Source organism: Carboxylicivirga agarovorans, assembly GCF_050589845.1.
GTDB lineage: Bacteria > Bacteroidota > Bacteroidia > Bacteroidales > Marinilabiliaceae > Carboxylicivirga > Carboxylicivirga agarovorans.
Genome location: NZ_JBNGPA010000021.1, coordinates 1 through 20,101, shown reverse-complemented (window position 1 = coordinate 20,101; position 20,101 = coordinate 1). Strand labels below are relative to the sequence as shown.

General features: G+C 42.4%; 10 protein-coding genes. 2 read left to right on the top strand and 8 right to left on the bottom strand.

Annotation, left to right across the window (positions count from 1 at the left end; all coding sequences use genetic code 11):
* The 8 genes from ACRD69_RS17830 to ACRD69_RS17795 all read right to left on the bottom strand — a co-directional run.
* Positions 1–669: hypothetical protein (locus ACRD69_RS17830; RefSeq protein WP_430816485.1), on the bottom strand; the 669-nt coding region annotated here is incomplete at its 3' end.
* A gap of 125 nt (positions 670–794) precedes the next feature.
* Entirely contained in the window at positions 795–1,664 is an 870-nt protein-coding gene (locus tag ACRD69_RS17825) for a DUF4843 domain-containing protein (protein ID WP_430816484.1), read from the bottom strand.
* Between the two features lie 18 nt (positions 1,665–1,682).
* On the bottom strand, positions 1,683–3,125 hold the full coding sequence (locus ACRD69_RS17820; protein ID WP_430816483.1) for a RagB/SusD family nutrient uptake outer membrane protein: 1,443 nt from the start codon (positions 3,123–3,125) through the stop codon (positions 1,683–1,685).
* A gap of 29 nt (positions 3,126–3,154) precedes the next feature.
* Positions 3,155–6,064 carry a SusC/RagA family TonB-linked outer membrane protein gene (locus ACRD69_RS17815; protein WP_430816482.1) on the bottom strand — a complete coding sequence of 970 codons (2,910 nt, stop codon included), beginning with the start codon at positions 6,062–6,064 and terminating at the stop codon, positions 3,155–3,157.
* A gap of 92 nt (positions 6,065–6,156) precedes the next feature.
* Entirely contained in the window at positions 6,157–6,582 is a 426-nt protein-coding gene (locus ACRD69_RS17810) for a DUF4625 domain-containing protein (RefSeq protein ID WP_430816481.1), read from the bottom strand.
* A 130-nt stretch (positions 6,583–6,712) separates the two neighbouring features.
* The gene (locus ACRD69_RS17805; RefSeq protein WP_430816480.1) at positions 6,713–8,665 is read right to left on the bottom strand and encodes a T9SS type A sorting domain-containing protein; all 1,953 of its coding nucleotides are present in this window, start codon (positions 8,663–8,665) and stop codon (positions 6,713–6,715) included.
* Positions 8,666–8,816: 151 nt separating this feature from the next.
* Positions 8,817–16,463, bottom strand: a complete 7,647-nt coding sequence (locus tag ACRD69_RS17800) for a S8 family serine peptidase (protein WP_430816479.1) — start codon at positions 16,461–16,463, stop codon at positions 8,817–8,819.
* A 10-nt stretch (positions 16,464–16,473) separates the two neighbouring features.
* Positions 16,474–16,638 carry a hypothetical protein gene (locus ACRD69_RS17795; RefSeq protein ID WP_430816478.1) on the bottom strand — a complete coding sequence of 55 codons (165 nt, stop codon included), beginning with the start codon at positions 16,636–16,638 and terminating at the stop codon, positions 16,474–16,476.
* A 589-nt stretch (positions 16,639–17,227) separates the two neighbouring features.
* Between ACRD69_RS17795 and ACRD69_RS17790 the strand changes: the two genes are divergently transcribed.
* Positions 17,228–18,874, top strand: a complete 1,647-nt coding sequence (locus tag ACRD69_RS17790; RefSeq protein ID WP_430816477.1) for a tetratricopeptide repeat protein — start codon at positions 17,228–17,230, stop codon at positions 18,872–18,874.
* A 46-nt stretch (positions 18,875–18,920) separates the two neighbouring features.
* Entirely contained in the window at positions 18,921–19,901 is a 981-nt protein-coding gene (locus tag ACRD69_RS17785; RefSeq protein ID WP_430816476.1) for a helix-turn-helix domain-containing protein, read from the top strand.
* The last annotated feature ends 200 nt before the right edge of the window (positions 19,902–20,101 follow it).

The following is a 20,101-nucleotide window of genomic DNA, read 5'->3' as shown; positions in this document are numbered from 1 at the left end:
TCCGTCGGTCAGTTCCACAGTTGCGCCGTCCAGTTCATTACCGCCCATCGGTCCGGCAGGGACAGAAGAGTCGTAGATCACGAAAGCAAACGAACGAACCGGATCAAGCGTAATCATCGGACCACCGACAGTAATGCCTGTTTCAGCAGTTACTTCAAAGGTACCTGTTACCGTGCCGTATCCCGCCATGCTCACTGTATAATCGTAAGTTCCGAACTTCACATCGGCGAAATCGGCAAAACCACCCATGGCTGATGTAGCTGTATATGTATTGCTTCCGTCGGTCAGTTCCACAGTAGCACCATCCAGCTCATTACCGCCCATCGGTCCGGCAGGGACAGAAGAGTCGTAGATCACGAAAGCAAACGAACGAACCGGTTCCATTGTTATAACAGGTACATCCACTCTGGCACCTTCAACAGTTACCAGTCCATTAACAGAGGCAAATCCAGTGGCACTAACTGTATATGGTAAATCAACTCCATCGTTGACATTAGAAAATTCGACTAAGCCATTAAGGTCGCTTGTCAGTGTTTCACCATTAAAGCTGATGGATGCCCCTTCGATGGGACTGACTCCATCTGAAACAGAGAAGCCGACAGTTTGTTGCCCCACCATAGTGCCAATCGCTAATAGTGTGGCAATCATAAACATTGTAAATCTTTTCATGATTATAAATTTTAATTAATAAAGAGTGATAAGGATTTGGTTAAAGGATTAAAAAGGGCAGGAGACAGGAGACCTGAACTCCCACCTTTTTTGACCACTCTTACCAAACCATATAAAGATTTCTATTATTCATTCCCGAAAGGAATTGGACTTAAGGCATTGAAGTCTATCCGGGCTTTACCAAAAGTGGCAGGTGCCATCGCATCCTTTTCCCAGTATGAAGAGGTGATATCAAAATAGCCCGCTTCTACATAAACCATGTATTCTAATCCTTCGATGGAGCCTTTGCAGCTGTTAATGGTACCATCTTCGATGCTTTTTATGTAAGCCTGACCATATGTTTCATGCACAAATACCGCTTGTTCCGGAATGTTACAAGTTGAGGCGCGTGAGTTAAAAACCACTTTAACGGGTGTACCTGCCAGGGTCCATAAACCATCGACATAAATAGAGAATTCATCTTCACCAGGCATTGTTGTTACAGGATAATTGTAAGGTCCAAAAACGCTTGAGTTTTCATAAATGGTATAATTACCTACAAAAGCCTCTCGTTCAAATGAACAGAACTTGAATAAGCCGAGTGCATAATTATTTTTGTAATCGGCAATGCCTTCACCACTTGCCGTAATCCTAAATACAGCAGTTCTTCCATCCGGACTAACGCCATCATACAAACCACGTACTTCAAATGTGCCTACTGTTTCGTTGGCCGGAATAGTGACGCTATGACTCACCAGTTCAAAATCAGTACCTTCTGCGGCTGATGACCGCTCATTATCCACTTCCACCGTGTAAGTGCGGTCAGTGCCCTGTACTGTGCTGGTACCGATCTCAATTATTACCGTCGGGTTGCCTTCATCAACGATCATACTGCCAGATGTTTCCAGGAAATACGCTTCATCAGGACCTTCGTACAAGCCCACTTTGTTTTGCTCACAGCCCAACAGCAGCAGGCTGCTCATCAGCATTATGTATATGTGTTTCAATACTTTCATTATTACCTGATTTTAAGATTAATAACCGGGGTTCTGCTCTTCCTTGATAGTTGGGTTACCATTGATCTCACTGGTAGGAATTGGCCACTGCCAGCGGTAATCGTCACCTGCTATTTTGAGGTCGTTGGCCGCCGAAGTATTTTCCTGTGGAATGCGTTCGAAACCTAAACCAAAGCGTTTCAGATCATGGTAGTAAAAGCCTTCGAAGATGAGTTCGCGAATTCGCTCCTCAAAGATCAGTTGCTTTAGTTGGTCGCCCGCAGCACCAACACCATTGAAATTGGCAACACGGGTTACCAGCAACTCATCCAAGGCGAGGCGGGCCTCCTGATCCTGATCCAGCATCGCGTGAGCTTCTGCTTTGATCAGGTACATCTCTGCCAGTCGCATGGGTTTTGGCATGTTCATACCTTGTGTAAATGGGAACGTTGGATTAGTCGGGTACTTGTTAACCATGTATGACGGCCATCCATGTCCCGTTTGACCATAGCTAAAGTAGGTGCTAAAACGAATGTCATTGTTGACATCGTATAGGTTCAATAACCAGTTGGCCGGTATATAGTCCGGTTGTGGCAGTGTACTGGTATTATTACGGTTGGCAAAGTTATAGCCCGGAGCAGAACCCAGATCTGTTTCTGTATATCCTACCTTCCAAACGATCTCTTCGCTAAAATCACGTAACCACATATTCTGGAAGGCTTCACCTGAAGCTAAGGCACAACCACTGTTATTGATCACTTCTGTAGCGTAGTTAACTGCATTGACATAGTCTCTCATATCCAGGTAAACACGTGCCAGAACGCCATTGGCAAAGTGACTGGTAAACGTCACATTATCTGCCGAAGGGGTGGCCGTTAACAAGCTTAAAGCCTGTTCCAGATCCCGGATGATATTTTGATATACATCCTCTACCGTGTTGCGCCCGGGCGCTCCTATTTCATTGACTGTCATATAGGGAATACCCAGATCCTGACTTGCTGTAGAGGCATTATAACTTTTACCGAAATGGCGCACCATGTTATAATGTAAAAGAGCTCTTCCGATAAAGGCCTCACCTTTAATGCGGTTGATTTCCTCCATATCACCATCCAGATTATCGATATTGTTAATCAGAAAGTTACAGTTGTAAATGCCGCCGTAGTGATTGCTCCATAAACCACCAACTTCTGATACACCCGGTTGTATATTCCAGGCATACATATAACCCATCTGGTTGGTGAAGCCTGAAGCAGCCAGTGAGGCATCGGTCATGATATCGGTTAAGACTGTCAGGTTTTTACCGTATGATGAACCGGACATAAAACGGGCATAAACACCATTCAACATTGTTTGTGCATCCTGCACATTGTTCAGAATATCACTTGTAGGTGTACTATCATGGGGTTTGATGTCAAAAAACTCCTCACACGACACCAGCGACAAGCTCAATAAAAGGCTGATCAAATATATTATCTTCTTCATTTTTTCGTCTCTAATTGTTTAAACACCTGTTAAAAAGCTAAATCAATCCCCAGTGTAACAGTGCGGGTATGTGGATACATATTGGCTTCTGCTGAACCATAATATTCAGGGTCCATGCCCGAGTATCTGGTCCATGTCAGCAAGTTTTGCCCCTGGGCATAGATTCTTGCTGAGCGGAACAAAATAGATTTCCGTACCAGGTTGGGATTGAAACTGTAAGACACTGTTAAGTTCTTTAAACGAAGGAATGACGCATCTTCCAACAGGCGTGTGTCAAACTGGTTATCCTGGTGAGCAGGGTCGGGGTGTGGCACTACATCGCCCGGTTGTTTCCAGTAATTCAGCATTTCGCTTGTTTGGTTGTAAGCCGCAAACATACCATGCGATTCGATGAAATAACGCGTATTGTTAATCATCCATTTGTCGGCCATCCACGAGAAAAAGGCAGAAACAGACAGGTTCTTGTAGCTGAAGGTACCAGTGAAACCACCGGTCCATGGGGGCAGCCATGACATACCTTTCTGAATCACACGGTCGTTATCACTATAGCTGTCTGTTACCCCGCCATTGGCAGTATACCAGAGGCCTTTTCCATCAGCTGCCGATACACCTGCCCATTCGGTCATGTAATAGGTGCCGTAAGGCTCACCTACTTTCAGGATAGTGGTTCCGTTATCAATTTCCTGAAGGTTGTTATACAAGCTGGTGATTTTATTAATATTGTAAGAGGCATTGGCATTCAGGTTGAATTTAAAGTGATTCAGGGTGATCAGGTCAGCATTGATCTCCATCTCCACACCTGAATTCTGCATTTCACCAATGTTTTCCATTCGACCCGAGACGCCAGAAGTCAGCGAGTAGGGGATAAAGAACAGCATATCAGTAGTTTGTTCGCGATAGAGATCCACCTTTGCCCTGTATTTTCGTAAGAAGGCCATTTCCAGTGCCACATTGGCTTTCATCACCTTCTCCCAGGTCAGATCCGGATTTTCATATTGCACAAAAACGCTGGCGCTGTTATTCATGTAGGTGCCATAGCTCCATAGGTCCTGGTGCTGGTAGTTACCGATATTATAGTTACCTGTTTCACCAATACTGGCACGGATCTTTAACTGGTCGATCCAATCGATGCTTTTCACGAAGTTTTCTTCCTGGATGTTCCAGCCGATACCGGCCGACCAAAAGGTTCCCCAACGGTTGTTTACCCCGAATCGGGATGAACCATCGCGTCGAATGGACATATCAACCAAATACTTATAGTTATAGTTGTAAGCCAGGTTGGCAAAGAACGAAGCCACATTGTAATCCTGGTTATTACCTCCCCAGCTGTCAATTTCCGAAGTCACATCCAATACCTTTAGTTTATTATTCGGAATGTTATTGGCCTGCACATTAAAAGTCTGGTAGTTATTGGTGATCAATTCCTGACCAGCCAGTACATTAAAATCGTGTACCCCGTTAATTTTGAAATTATAGCGCAGGGTATTGGTTGGTGTTAAGCGGAAATTACGTGTGAATGAACGGTACACCTGTCCGTTTGGCCCGGCTCCCCAGTCTGAATCCGGATTCAGGTAACGGTTATAGGTATAGTCGTAGAAGTCAACACCCACATTGGTTTTGAAAACCAGGCGGGGCAGTATTTCATATTCAGCGAATAAACCACCAACAATTTTTAAACGGTCGTTCTTATTATCATTCAACATCAGCTGCTCAATGGGGTTAGCCCATGGCAATCCTTCGTTATTGTAGCTGCCATCTTCATTATATGCACGCAAATAAGGGTTTAACAGACGTGCAGAAAAGATAGGATTGTAAACATTGGTGCCAGACTCAATGGTATGGTTGAAGCGTTCGTAACCCAGGGTGAAATTAAGACCCATAGTAGCCTTTTCACTTAGCTTGTTATCCAGGTTGACACGCATGGTGTAACGCTCAAAATCACTTCTGTACTGTATTCCTTCCTGGTTAAAGTATCCACCCGACAAGTAGTAACGTGTGCGTTCATTTCCTCCCTGAACAGATAATTCATGGCTTTGTGTAATGGCATCGCGCAATACCACATCCAGCCAGTCTGTATTGATCTTCATCAGTTCCAGTCGCTCTTCAGGTGTGTATTCTTTAATGCCAAGGTCTTCCTCATACTGAATTTTCTGCTCAGTATTCATCATCGAGAAGTTATCATTGGCAATCTTGTTGATACCATACTGACCGCGATACTGAAGTTTAGCGCGATCCATTTCTTTACCTCGCTTGGTGGTGATCACAATTACACCATTGGATGCACGCGAACCATACAGCGAAGTGGCTGTCGCATCTTTCAGGATAGAAATATTTTCAATATCATTCTGGTTCAGTGCACTAAATTGTCCGGCAGTAATCGGAATACCATCCATAATATAAAGCGGATCGTTACCTGAACTTAATGAGCTGATACCGCGAATGCGCACCGTGGCAGCCGATCCAGGCGCACCTGATGAGCCAACGCTGACCACACCGGGAGCTTGTCCCTGCAATACCTGGTCGAAACTGGCCACCGGCACCTGTTCAATTTTTTTGGCATCCACCACTTCGACTGAACCGGTGTAAGTACCTTTCTTTTTAATACCATAGCCCGTTACCACTACCTCATCAAGGTCGGTGGCTTCTTCCACCAGAATCACGTTAATGGTTGACTGGCCATTTAAAGGTATTTCCTGTGTTTCGTAGCCGATAAAGGAGAATTGAATAATGGTGGCATCGGCAGGAACAGATAAGTTGTAAGAGCCGTCTACCATCGTTATGGTACCAATAGTTGTCCCTTTCACTAGCACAGTAACGCCGGGTATAGGTTCTCCCGTGCTTTTTTCTGTGACAACTCCTGTAATTGTTTTATCCTGAGCGCTTAAAGAGGTGGCTGCAAGCAAAAACAAGAGCATAAGAAGTCCTATAGTCTTTTGCATAAAGATTATTTTTAATTACGAATTGATAAGTGTTATTTGCCTCGGATAAGTTGGAATCAGAGGCGGTTCTTTAACATGAATTCTTCCCCGTTTTACTCGATGGTAACAGGAATTTCATAGCTGGTATAGTTGAGTTCAGTATCTACCACCAATAATGTGAAGATGTAATCTCCTGATTTGATATCAAATGGGATATATGGTTCAAAAACCCATTGGTTTTCAATCCTGTCATGATCTGCTCCGTTTAAAGCAATGGTATGCTCAGGTGTCCACGGATCATCCCATCCTTTTAATGACTGTGCTTCTTTCAGGTAAGCAGTACATTCTTTAAGACCAGGCTTTGCCTCAAACTCGGCTGTCAGCATAATGGTGCTGCCTCGCTGATATAATTGCCCCTCCGTGGGTAATTCGATCACAGCGGCAGGTGCCTCATCAGCCGGAGAATCTTCATCGGAACAACTGATTCCAATTATAGCCAGCCAGCAGGCGATTGCATAATATTTTATTTTGTACGTCATACATTAAATGTGTTTAGTTGTTCTTTTATCTGAAAAGGGGAATTTACCTTGATCGACTCGTAACCTTTTAAAACAGCTGCGCTCCGTTGAACGCAGCTGTCTTTCCTACTTAACTTGTAAAACCCCCTGTCTACTTCTTTGTAATTTTTGTGGTCGTTTGATTACCATCCACATCACGCAATACAATGATGTAAATACCGGATGACAATGATGATACATCTGCATTGTTGATTTGTGTACCTGTTATTTCTTTGACTTTAGTACCTGTCAGGGCATAAATACCAAGCGATGTAATACCCGCTTCACTCTGAATCTGAAGTATATCACTAACCGGGTTAGGGAAGAGCTTCAGATTTTTAATTTCATTATCACCTATCGCAGTGGCGGCGTCTTCTTCCATTTGCAGCTCTATAGTGTTATCGGGCGCTGCCGATACCCACTGTCTGTCCAAACTAACATCAACATAACCCGATGCTGATAACGTGTAATCATAATAGGTACCCCCTTCAATATCCATAAATACGATATGACCATTGGCATCAGAAGTACCGCTATAAGTATAAATACCATTACTTACTGTTAATTCAGCCCCAACAATAATATTGGACGTATTTTGATCTTTAATGGTGTATTGGATATTCGCCTTAGGGAAATCACTTGCACTAAAGTTGTGTTTCCAGATATTAGTGTTTGTTCCGGTATATTCAACCTGGTACAAATCATTGTTTACTGCCAGCAACTCTATTGATGCAGGATTGTCAAGGGCAAAATTTAACCCTTCACCATAATTGAATTCGATGATGTTAAACTCAACACCATTGCTGATGCGCGTGAAGCAACTCCCACTATTGCTTATGTATGAATAGGCAAGGTACCCATCACCAATAGCCGCCATACCGGCAAGCGTATCAAAGCTGCTCAACATGATAGGGCTGGGATTTTCCTGACTCAGGTCAAGAGAATACATGGTAGATGTACCTCCTGTAGGTGTTGCAACAAAGTAAAGGATGCTACCGCTTATTACTATATTCGACACTTCATCTGTCTCATCTTCAGGATTGACATTGATTATTTTAACATCGGTTGGACTGTCAATTATGGCCACCTTACTAACAGAGGTATTGAATTGATCCTTTATTGCAATAACACGATCGCCATACTGCACTGGCTTTGTAATCTTAAAGGAAACAGGACTGCCATTATTCACAGCGGCATAAGTGCCATCAGAAGCTATTGCCACCATTGATCCTGGTTCGGCACCACCTCCTGCATCACTTTGCACATAAATGTAATTGGAGGTCGATACCATATTCACCCATGAGTAGGATTCGTTTTCGCTTTGTGCCAACAGGCTGATATCAGATCCTGACGCATTATAGTTAACTGCAAATACCGTTGAGTAGGTACCCATGGTTGATTCCATTCCTGCCAAAAGGTGAAGTTTACCGTTAAAAACGCAAGTCTCAAGTATGCCATTATTGGTTTGGTTGGTCATTTTAGCCGTTTTTCCAAAACCAACGTTATGCGTTACTTCAATGGTGCCCAGATCAGTTCCGTCAGATTCATAAACAATGGTATCGTAACCACGCGGAGGCATGGCATCAGTTGTCCGTCCCAGGTAATAATAACGAATACCGGTAGCACCGCCATAGTCGTGACGAACAACATTGGTACGTGCTTCGGTTCCATAGGATGCATGGCCGCCTTCCCAAAAAACAGATGCACTTCCATTGTTTAGTAAACGCATGTCCAAACCCTCTGATCCGGATGTATTGTTGCCATAATAGAATGCCATTTCCGAGTCTTGCCAGCTGCTTAACTTCGAGGCCGATAAAGCCTCCAGTGATTCGGCTGTCGTATAGCTTTCACCATCGTTTGAGTAAACAATGATATCATTGGTTCCATCGTTCCCTATAAAAACAATACCATTACCATATGGCTGAATTTCTGAAACAGAACCCGAAAAGCTATGTTTAACAAAGGTATTTGGCGTAGGGTCAACTCCCCACTTTAAATTACCCTGGCTATAACTATTGACAATTACCAGGATCATAACTGATAGTAATAGTGTAAATCTTTTCATGTTGTTATCTTTTTGGTTTATAAAAGTGTATACTTTGCTTGAAGATGGCCCCCGGCTCCGTTGAACCGGAGGTGTCATCATCCTCATTGGTTTTGCGATCTTTTTTGTTCTTAGTGTTAGTTTTCTGGTTGTTTCCGGCAAGAAACTAACCTTATCGCTTATTGAATTTTTGTGTCATGTTTGTATTGTCACTGATGACCTCGATAAAATAGAGACCCGGTGATAAGTCAGCAATGCCGATTAATAACTGCTTACCTGCAAATGCCTGATCAATGGTTTTTACCACGCGCCCATCGGTATTGGTGATCCTCACAAGGGCGTTTTCATCCAGGTCCCGAAGCAGTTCGATATGAACCATATCGCTGGCCGGATTCGGATAGAGCAGCAATTGGTCTGCTTCGTTATCATCAATTCCTACGCGGTGCTCAACAAAGACATTAAAGCTGGTTTCAAGTACATCACCATAATGATCAGTGGCTTTTACATTCACTGTTCCCGATCCAATGCTTAAAGGTTTCATAATGATGCCCGTACCTGTAATAAACGCTTCCATTACCGTTTCATTAAGCCATTCAAATTCAAAGCTCAAGGGATGCCCGTCAGGATCGATAATGTAATCATTCATGTTCAGCTCTAGTCCTTGCTTCTCTTCCAAAGGAAGGTATTGGTTGCCTATTGAAATAGCTTCAACCGGCCTGCGGTTTACATTTGCGACAGCAACATCCATAATGTATTCACTGGTGTTACCATAGGCATCAACTCCCTCTATGAGAATCTGGTGGATGCCAGCTGCTTCGTAATCAGTTGCAAAAGTGATTTCCATATTATTACCGGTCGAAACAGCTGTTACGTAATCATATTCTCTTTTAAGCTGCAGCGTGAAATCATCGCCTTCATCATCGTGGGCGTTAACAGTATGAAGCAAGGTATCTCCTTCGTTAATGGCATAATAGATACTGCTTCCATCATTATATTGCGGCCCTTTATTGCGCTTGAGTGTAATTGGTAATGTGGCCGTTGGTGTTACCGGGTCATTACTTTTAACCAACATATTGGCCACGTTAATGCCCTGTTCGGCATACTCGGCTATAAAGGTCAGATCCAGTTGGTTTTCAATAGCCGGCGCGATGGTATCCACTTTATCAGATGTCAGTACAGCCCAGATATTTGACTTATAGCTTTTCTCGGCTGCCTTCATCATCCAGCCCCAGTTTTCGTAACCATTCTCAATCAGTTCAAACATGGCCTCATCATTACCAAAATAGAAGCGGTGTTCGACAGGATCATCTATATCAACACGTCCTTGCGGGTAACCCATATCCTTATCATATTTAAACACGATAAAGAATTTCTCATTGGGATAGAAGAGTAGATTCGTACTCAACTCAAAGGTCATAAACCGGCCTTCATCACTTGGCTCACTTTCTGAAAGATTAAAGGATTCTGAGTGTAATAAATTGGCATCCTGAATGGTTTCAGCGCCGCCATATACCATAATTTCAATTTCTGTATTCAGCGCCTCATTCCATGCAATCCAGCTCATGGCATGTGTCAGGTTAAATCCACTCTCAGGAGCCCGGAAAGCTGTTGCGATATACAGCCTGGCGCCACCACCAAAACCAATCATACCTGTTGGTGCTTCAAATGTGTCGTGCTCTAGTACGCGGTTGTAATCATCGCGTTCCAGCCCCTCAATACCGGCGCTTTTTAAGGTATTGTATGTTGTCGAATACAGTGATGGTGCTACAGACGGATTTTTAACATTATTAGTCGCTGCATTAATCGCTGCTGCTTCAGTTGTTGCGCGCTCAAATTCAAACTCAATCTCGTATGTCAGATCAGCTTCTCCATTATGGTTATCGATGAACACACTTCTGTCGATTATTTCATCAATGGAATTACTGGTAATAACTATACCTTCCGATTGAATATTAATGACCGGCGGGTTGGTATATTCAGCTGTTACCGGAATTTTATACAGACCACCTTCCAGGTCGCAAGAAACAAGAACCGTATCAATGATATCGCCTGGTGAAGCTGGTTTTAGTCGCAGGTTAAATGTTTCACTGTTTCCTGGTTTCAGATCGTAATTCAGGTTTTTACGTGATATGTCAATCCATGGATCTTCAGCACCAGAGGTACCGAATTTGTTCTGATCACCCATCACCGTTAGGCCGGCTGCACGATCCTGCAGACGCATACGGCTAAGCAATATCTTTTCTGTACCAACATTGCTCAGGGTAAAATTCATATCATACACCTTTGGTGTTAATGAACCATCTTCATCATTGACTTCATTGTAAATAAATACCTCGCCAAACTCCAGTGAGTCACGTAAATCAATAACTTTCTCACCCACAACAGTCATGGTAACAGGCAGGCTGTAATCCGGTGCATCAGGTGTATTGTTATTCAGGTGCAGGGTTTCCTGATAGATGCCTCCATAGATGCTCTGTGCATTATAGCTAACATCAAAATCCTTCGTCGAATTAGCCGCGATTTCATATTCCTCAACCGGTACAAAGGTGATGACTGAACCATCTTTAATAAGGTTGGCTACAAACTGAGATGGTGAATAACCGATTGTGCCATCCTGGTTTTCGATACCGGCCACACACCATTGGGTGGTTGCTTCTTCCCATGGGAAGTGGTACATAAATTTGATATTACCGCTTTTGAATAAAACCAGCTCAAATGATACCGGGTAGCCCATACTGAATAAGTTCATATAGTCCTGGAACTGAATAACAACCTTGTCTTCATATTCCTGGTAATAAGTACCTGTAGTAGGGTAATATTCCAAATAACCTGGTCCGATTGGTCCCCAAAGCGGAGCAATAAAGTTGTTTGGTGCATCAACATGAGGAATCATCTGGTTAGGACCGAATGAGAATATTTCACCCGGATCTTCAAACATTATAATACCATTATAGCTGATATACAGGGAATCCTGTTTTTCACCAAAGAATTCAAATTCAAAAGGCAACTTCTCAACACGCCAGAATAATGATGGTTCAAACATGTCTCCATCTGCCAGTTTACGTCCGGTTTCACGGATGTCGATCCAGTTATCGTAGCTTGATCCGCCCATTTCGACAAAGGTGGTGTGATAGCTCACATTGGTTGACTGTCCTGTATAACCCTTTTCAACTACAGATAACCATTCATTACCTACCGGACTTATCAGCATAGGGCTTTTACCCGTGTTCTCAACAGTCAGTGTATTGGTTTTGACTGCTCCATAATTCACAGTTTCTGAAAGTTCAGTGAGGGCTGTTGAAATAATTGGCGCTTCAATAACGGTTCCGTATACCTGAACTTCATAACTGTCTCCATGGTTATCGGTAAAAACCAGTACATCATCTTTATTACCCATCTCTTCGCTGTTGATGTTGATGGTGTATTCCACGCGTGAGTTTGGTTTTAATTCAACCGGTAAATAACCTTCTGCAGTATAGTTACCATTTTTAAAGCTGATGCTTTCGATGGTCCCAATGGCTTTACCTTTGTTTGTGATGGCAAAGGTGCGCGCAGGCTTATCGCGCTGGAAAACATTGGCAAAATCAATTGCCTCAACATTGTATTGGTAATCCACTTCACCTCCTGAAATAATATTAAGGTTGATATTGTGTACAGCAGGATTATTATAAGGATCGTTGCTGATAATATTAATGCGTTCAACAAAGTCGCTGACATATAAATCTTCGGTATCCACCACATAATCCAGTTCGACACTTTCACCTACCTGTAGCGTTCCATAAGGATTTGTTACGCTTTGCACAGAACCCAGTCCCGGGTAACGGAAATACATCATATAACCCGTTGTTGGCGGCATATCTTCCTTCAGGCGGTCACTCATTTCAAAGATGGATTGAGGGGCGATAAAACCATTTAGCAATATGCCATCCTCAATTGTTTCATCATAGATAGATATCTGCATACTGTTTCGGTAACCCATAATGGCTGTTTCACCAAATGGTATGGAGCCCATATCCTTGTAGTATATTTCAATGTCACCGTTGATAAACAGTACTATCTGGAATGTGACGGAAGTATACTGTGCTATATACTGATCATTCAGGTAAATAGCTTGTATATTATCATATTGCGTTACAAAACGGTCCGGGTATTTCTGGTAGTAGATGGCACCGCCCTTTGACAGATCCATTTCCAGCCCGTAAGCACAGATTAGTTTATCGGGTTGAGTGACATTACCATACATTACCGGTTGCGAGTTAAACCAACCTTCCGTTGTAAAAGTCAATGCACCCTGCTTGGTAATAAACACTGTATCTTCCTTACTTTCAAAGAATGGAAAGTCGAAACCAATCGGCGCATCGATATACGTTATTTTGGAGTTGCCGGCAAACTGATTACCCACTTCGGTTCCACTGGTTGAAATATCAATCCATTCAAAGGCATTGGTTGTGGCATCTCCTTCAACTTGTCCGGCAGCATATCCAAATAAGTGAACCAACCCTGACGTGTTTTCATTGAGGTTAGAACCATCGGCAAATTTAGGCACATAGTATTTTAATGGGTATTCACCATCATTACGAAGCGTAAATGAGCCATTAACAACATCACCAAGATTTAAGTCGCTGAATGAATTTTCAGCAGGTTCTACTGTTGCAACCGGAGGATTAATACCAACTCCAAACAGGTTAAAACGATATTGGTTACCATCTTTATCAGTTAATGTAACTGCTGAGTTACTTGCACCAGCTTGTCCGGGCCAGTATCTGAACGATATGGTTACACTGCGTTCGGCATAAATAACCTTTGGAACACTGCTGCTGGTCTGGAAGTCAGGATTAGATATTTGCACATCAATACTGCTAAAATCATCGGCCGCAAAAGCTCCCAATCCACTGTTGTAAATTTCTATGCTCATTTCTTTGGACTCACCTACGAAGATGTTGCCAAATTCAAGCACTTGCTCACTTTCCAATACTGGTTTATTGCCGGTGACAGAGAAGTTAACGGGTAAGTAGTTGATTTCTTTGCCACTTTCATTTGTTAAGAACGCCAGTTTGGCCTGGTAATCGCCATTAATTAGTTGCGATGCATCTAACTCAATGCTGACGTCTTCTTTGGTATGGGCTTGTAAAACACCATTGACGGGTGTAAGTTTCAGATAGGAGTCAAGAGGCTCGTACATGCTCCATGCAGCCACATCCCAAACATAGTCAGGACTGAAAATATCCTTAAGCTTATCCCATTTTTTACCCAGGTTATTGCTGTAAAACTGGTAATCGGCAAAACTAGGGTGCCATCCCCATGAGGCTATTAACGGATAGCGCAGGTTGGCTGGTGTGTGAACTACCAGAAAGAAGATATCACCAGATTCGAAGAATACCTGTTCGCTGAGTTCAACAAAATGCCAGATACGATTCTCGGCTGGTACATACTCCTGTGCATAAATGCGCTTGGCGGTACTTAGGTCTTCACCTTCATATAACTCCAGAATGATTGGCTCTTCCAGGGGAGTTTCTTCAATATCGGGCAGGTTCAGCGCAAATTCAAAGTGCGTCATGTTAAAGCCTTCCTCACGCGTTAATTCAAAGCGTGTGGCCATGGAATTGGTATATTCCAGGTCCATATCACCCAGTGTGGTCATTGAATATAGCAGGTAATCGGGATGGAAATAGAAAATATCGTCATTATCTACCGACTTTTGTGCATAAGGAACTATTTCTCCACCCGTGTTGGTGAAAGGAACAGAGCGTAATTCAGGCAATTTTGAAGCCGTATTGACCTGTGGGTAACTCACCGCGTTAACAGCATAAGTATCTGTGTTTTTTACATGGCGTTCCTGTACTTCCCATTTTAAAACACCTTCGCCAATATTGCGTAATTCAAATACTGAAGATGCGTCTTTCGCGACATTAATGTCAATATTGAAAGTCACTTCAGGTACTGAAAACTCCACTTCCGGACCTTCGTTGGTGGTTCCGTTTACTTTGTTGGATAGGGGGCTGGCGTTGCCCCAGCGGTCTAAAGCTTTAATGGCTATGAAGTATTCTGTTGTCGACTCAAGGCCGTTTAATTCATACCTGTAAATGGTATTCTCATCCTGAACGTTTTTAATCAATACTTTAGATGCGATATCTATGTTGGCATCATCAAAATCGCTGGTGGCATAATAAACTTCAAAAAAGGTCGCTTTATCATCGTCTTCGTCTGTTGGTACAGTCCATGTTATAGAAGCGAAATCCTGCGATACACCGGTTAGTTCAAGATCGGTAACCTGCTTTGGTGGAATACCATTATCTTTTCTAAGTGCCAGGTCAGCATCTGTACCGCCAACACCCATTAAGCCAATATAGTTGTCATTGCCTGCAATGGTGTCTATAACATTTGTTCCACCCATTAAATGAACTTTTAGGTCATTAATGGTAAAGTTGTCACCACCATGTTCAGATACAACCAGCGCGGCAACACCCGATACATGCGGACAGGCCATGGATGTTCCATCCAAAAAGGCATAACCATCATGGTTGATGGTACTTAACACGCCAAACTCTTCACCGTAACGATTATCACCACCAGGTGCTGTAATATCTATGTATTCGCCATGATTGGAATAATCGGTCATCAAATCTTCCGGCCCTGTTGCCCCAACTGCAATTGTGCTTTCAAAGGCGGCCGGATAATGCAATCCCTGGCTTCCGTTGTTACCTGATGCACAGATAACAATACCACCTTTCATGGGACTACCTTCATAATTACCGGCTTCCGCGATAAAATAATCGATAGCATCTTTTACCGACTCTTCATAATGACCGTCAGTGGTCCAGCCCCAGCTATTCTGAGAAATGACAGCGCCCATATCAGCCGCATACACAAATGATGCAGCGATATCGTTATAGGGTCCTTCGCCAATAATCTGGCATCCCATAATACGAGCGCCGTCGCCTATGCCGGTACCGCCGGCCACACCGCCAACTCCAATGCCATTGTTATTGACAGCAGCCACCGTTCCGGCCACATGCGTACCATGATGGTCAGGCGCAATAACAGCACTGCGTGTGATAAAGTTGTAACCATAAATATCATCAACATAACCATTACCATCATCATCCAGGCCCTCTTCACCATTTAACTCGGCCTCATTGATCCACATATTGTCAGCCAGGTCTTCATGATCATACTGTACTCCGGCATCGTGCACCGATACGATCACATTGGATTGGCCGGCCTGTCTTTCCCATGCCTTGTAGAGGTTAATATCCGCACCCTGTGTCACATTACCACTGCCTGTATTATGGTAGTGCCACTGATCAGCTAATATAGGATCATTAAAAGGTGCCGATTGAGTTGCTTTTAAAGTAGCTTTAGTGCTTTCATCCAACAGAGTTATAGAGTATGGAACAAGCTCTTTTTCGTAGTATGGTTCGGCTATCTGGATTTCAGATGCCTGTGCGTAATCTTTTACAACAGATTCTATGTCTGCATTTTCATCGACCTCAATGCGATACCATAAATGCAGACCATGTTTTTGATGGCGTGCTTCATATTGTGATGAATAGGGGAAAACACGTTCCATTTTATGGGCCTTATTATCAATATTTAATCGGTCGATGGATAAAATACCTGTTTGAGCATAACCATCAACAGAATGGGACTTAAGACCCTGAGGACTTACAATGAGTTCGGGTTGTAGCTTTACTTTGATCACGCCCTTTTGCATACCTCTCTCATATTGTTTCAGCTGCTGTGCATAGCTGCCTATAACAATTAAAAGGGAGATGACCAATAGCAAAATGCGTCGATGTCGTAGCGTAATATCATTCATATTAAACTGTTTAGTTTGTGATTTTACTGGATTTGTTTTTTGATGATTTGAGTTCATTTACCTTCTTCAATAATTTATAGAGAGCTGCATTTTCCTCTTCTCGTTGTTGAATAAGCTTTCTTAAATCGTCATCTGTTATTGTTGGCTCATCCATTTTCTTCTTTTTATCTCTCATGATTCAATTCTTTAAATTCAGGAGCAGGTGGGTTTTGTTGAAGCGAATAAAGATGAAATAGCAGCAAGTGTGAAAAAATGTGAATTAACAAGAGCATAGGCATGCGGAACAATACCCTAACAGATATGAAATTGGGTCGTTGAAACATTAACATGACCTTAGCCTGTAAATTATAAAGTATTGATATGTAGCGCTAAAATGCCTTAACAATGGCCCGGGATCTATTTCTTTAATCAAGCTGAAGGGCAAGGGGGAAATAAGCGTGTTTTAATGTCTTGTTACTACAAAAATGTGCTGTTATTGAAGAGGCGGATGCTATTCTGAATCTAAAAAGTCTGTTTATTTAGTACTGTATGTATGCTTACCACGCCTTGGTATGTATGCTTACCATGTCTTGGTATGTATGCTTACCATGTCTTGGTATGCCTGCTTATCGTGTCCTGGTAATCTTCGCAATGTAATCAGATTGGATTTTTTGAGCTGATATAAGTATTCTGCCACGATAATTCTGCCGGATGACTTATTTTCTGATAGCCGAATTCGACTAAACCACTAAAGAAGTGTATATTTGGTTTTAGCACACCATTTTATGCGTATGATCACGAAAATTCTTAACTACAAACAGCAACTGGGCATGTTTTTTATGCTCTTTGTTTGTCATTCGTTAATAACTGCACAAGACCAGGTATTGATCGACAGTCTTAAACTAGTCATTGAACACAAGAAGAGTGAAGCGGAAGTATTTAGCGCCTATCGGGATATATGTGATCACTATATGCAATATGATTTTGCCAAAGCTTTGGAGTACGCTAAAAAGGCATATGACTATGCAGTTAAAGAAGAAGATGTCAACCGGCAGGCTATGTTTCTTCACCAAATAGGTAATGCCTATTTGTTTATGGGTAATTATAAGCGGGCACTGGAGAATTATTTTCAAGGACTGAAATTACTGGAAGATAAGCCTGACCATTATATGGAGTTTGCCCTCTATAATAATATTGGAGGATGTTACGACCGGATCAGGCAATATGACCTGGCATTGGAGTATCAGTTTAAAGCACTTGAATTATTTAATTCCTATAATCAGACCTTTGATGAACGGGTGAACAAGGCCAATTTGCAGGCTCAGATCTTTAATAATATTGGTAATAATTATGAGGTGACAAATGATAACGATAAGGCTCTTCAATATTACAACAAAGCCCTGAATGTCAAGGGTGATGTGCTGCCACGCACATTGGCACAGGTGCACAATAACATGGGTAAGTTGTATCATAAAACTAAGAACTGGGAACTAGCTAAACATCATTTGCAGAAAGGTTTAAACTTAAGGCTTGAAATGAACAATCAGATCGAGATTATTAAGTCGTATATATTTATTGGCAATTTATATCGTGATCTGGGCCAGTTGGATAGTTCGCTTATTACTTTAAATAAAGCTGAACCATTGGTGCAGGCAAGTAATTCTCTTGAACTAAAGACGATGCATCATTTCGCCATGTCGAATTACTATGGTGTTGCAGGTCAGTTTCAGGCAGCACTGGATCATCATATAAGTTACGAGCTGTATAAAGACTCCCTGATGAATCAGCAATCGCTGAAAGAGATATCCAACCTGGAGGCACAGCAAAAGATTGAAGCTATTGAAGGAGAATTTAAGCTTCAACTTCAAAAGGATCAGTTTCAACTGCGCATGCTGATCTTTGGCCTGGTGGCTGTAGCTGTTGTTTCCATATTGATCATTATACTCTTTAATAACCAGCGTAAGCGTATTCAGCTGCAGAATGAAAGTCTTGAAAAGGATCTGAACTACCGTAACAAAGAAATGGCCACCAATGTGATGTACCTGGTAAGGAAGAACGAGTTGATCAATAATGTAGCCAAACGCCTGTTAAACCTTAAAGAAAATCTGAAGGATGAGAATAAAGGACCGGTTAGCTCTATCATATATGAATTGCAGACAGAGGTTGATAAGGAAGTATGGACGGAGTTTGAAATGCGTTTTCAGCAGGTTCATAGTAACTTTTACGATAACCTGAGAGACTCGCATCCCGACCTGACACCCAGTGAAGAACGCCTTTGTGCCTTTTTACGCTTAAACATGAGCAGTAAGGAAATTGCGGCCATTACCCATCAGAATGCCAAAAGTATTGAGGTGGCCAGGGCGCGCCTGCGAAAGAAATTACACCTGACAGGTACTGATACCAATTTATTGGCCTATTTATCTGATTTTTAGAAATTACAGACCCTAAGCTTAAAAACTGATTTTTAACCAAACCACCATGGCAAGCAGACATATTCATTTTCAGGAGGGAAATGCTTTTGATTATGTGAGTGAACTCCACAAACAGTATGGAGGGGAAATTGAAGGCAACAAAATAAATATAAAAAGAGGGCGGCTGAGCATTTACGTTGAAGCCATCCCCGTATTTGATGGTTTTGAAATGCTACTGCTGAGTGTTGATACACCTGAAACAATTGTTTTGCATCGCACACCTGATAATAATCCCGATCACATTCACCTGAACGTAATCAAAGAAGGTGGTTACGTGCAGACATTTGAGCAGGAATCAGCCCAGATGCAGGTGGGTACACAAAATGGTGTTTTCCTTTATAATGCTTTGTTTCCAATAACAGTGGAGGTGCCTGCCAATACCAATTTAAAGATCATTGGTTTTAAGTTGGATCTCTCGCAAAAAGACAGCATTGTCAAAGATGCCATGCATGCGATAGCCCAGTTATTTAAAAATGATGAAGGAGTAGCCTATCACACCAATCTGTCGCAGGAAAGCGAACGGCTGTTCAAGGATATACTGCATTTTTACACGCTTGATAAGCACCGAACGGCACTTATCGTTTCACGTGCCATTGAATCCTTTACCATCCTGGCCACCAAGCTTGAGAAACTAAATGATAATGATGAGCTAAACGGTTTGCATATAGATGATTATAATCGTTTGCAAAGCGTAAAGCAACGATTGTCCACCAACTTTGAAGAACGTGTAACGGTTGATGAACTGGCAGAAAGTCATGGTGTCAGCATATCGAAGCTGAAACGCGATTTTAACACACTCTTTAACTGCTCCATCACTCATTTTTATACAAACGCGAGAATGGATGAAGCGTATCGAAGACTGAAGTCGGGCAATTACACAGTGTCTGAAGTCGGGTATGATATGGGATACAGTAACTTGTCCAAATTCTCAGAGATGTTTAAAAAGATCAAAGGTCTGTCACCGCGCGATGTTATTAAAGTGGGGTAATTTGACACAATGCAGATACAGATGACATTCTTTTCCTTAGCAGACCACCTCATCCCAACCTTCTCCTTGAAGGAGCTACTCTTTACTGTTATTATTGTTCAATATGCTCATAGCAAGCAAATAACCTTCGTATTTTATTGTAAAAATATCCAATCCTTGCTTTATTGAGATATATCCAGGTCGGGGTTGGGAGGCATATC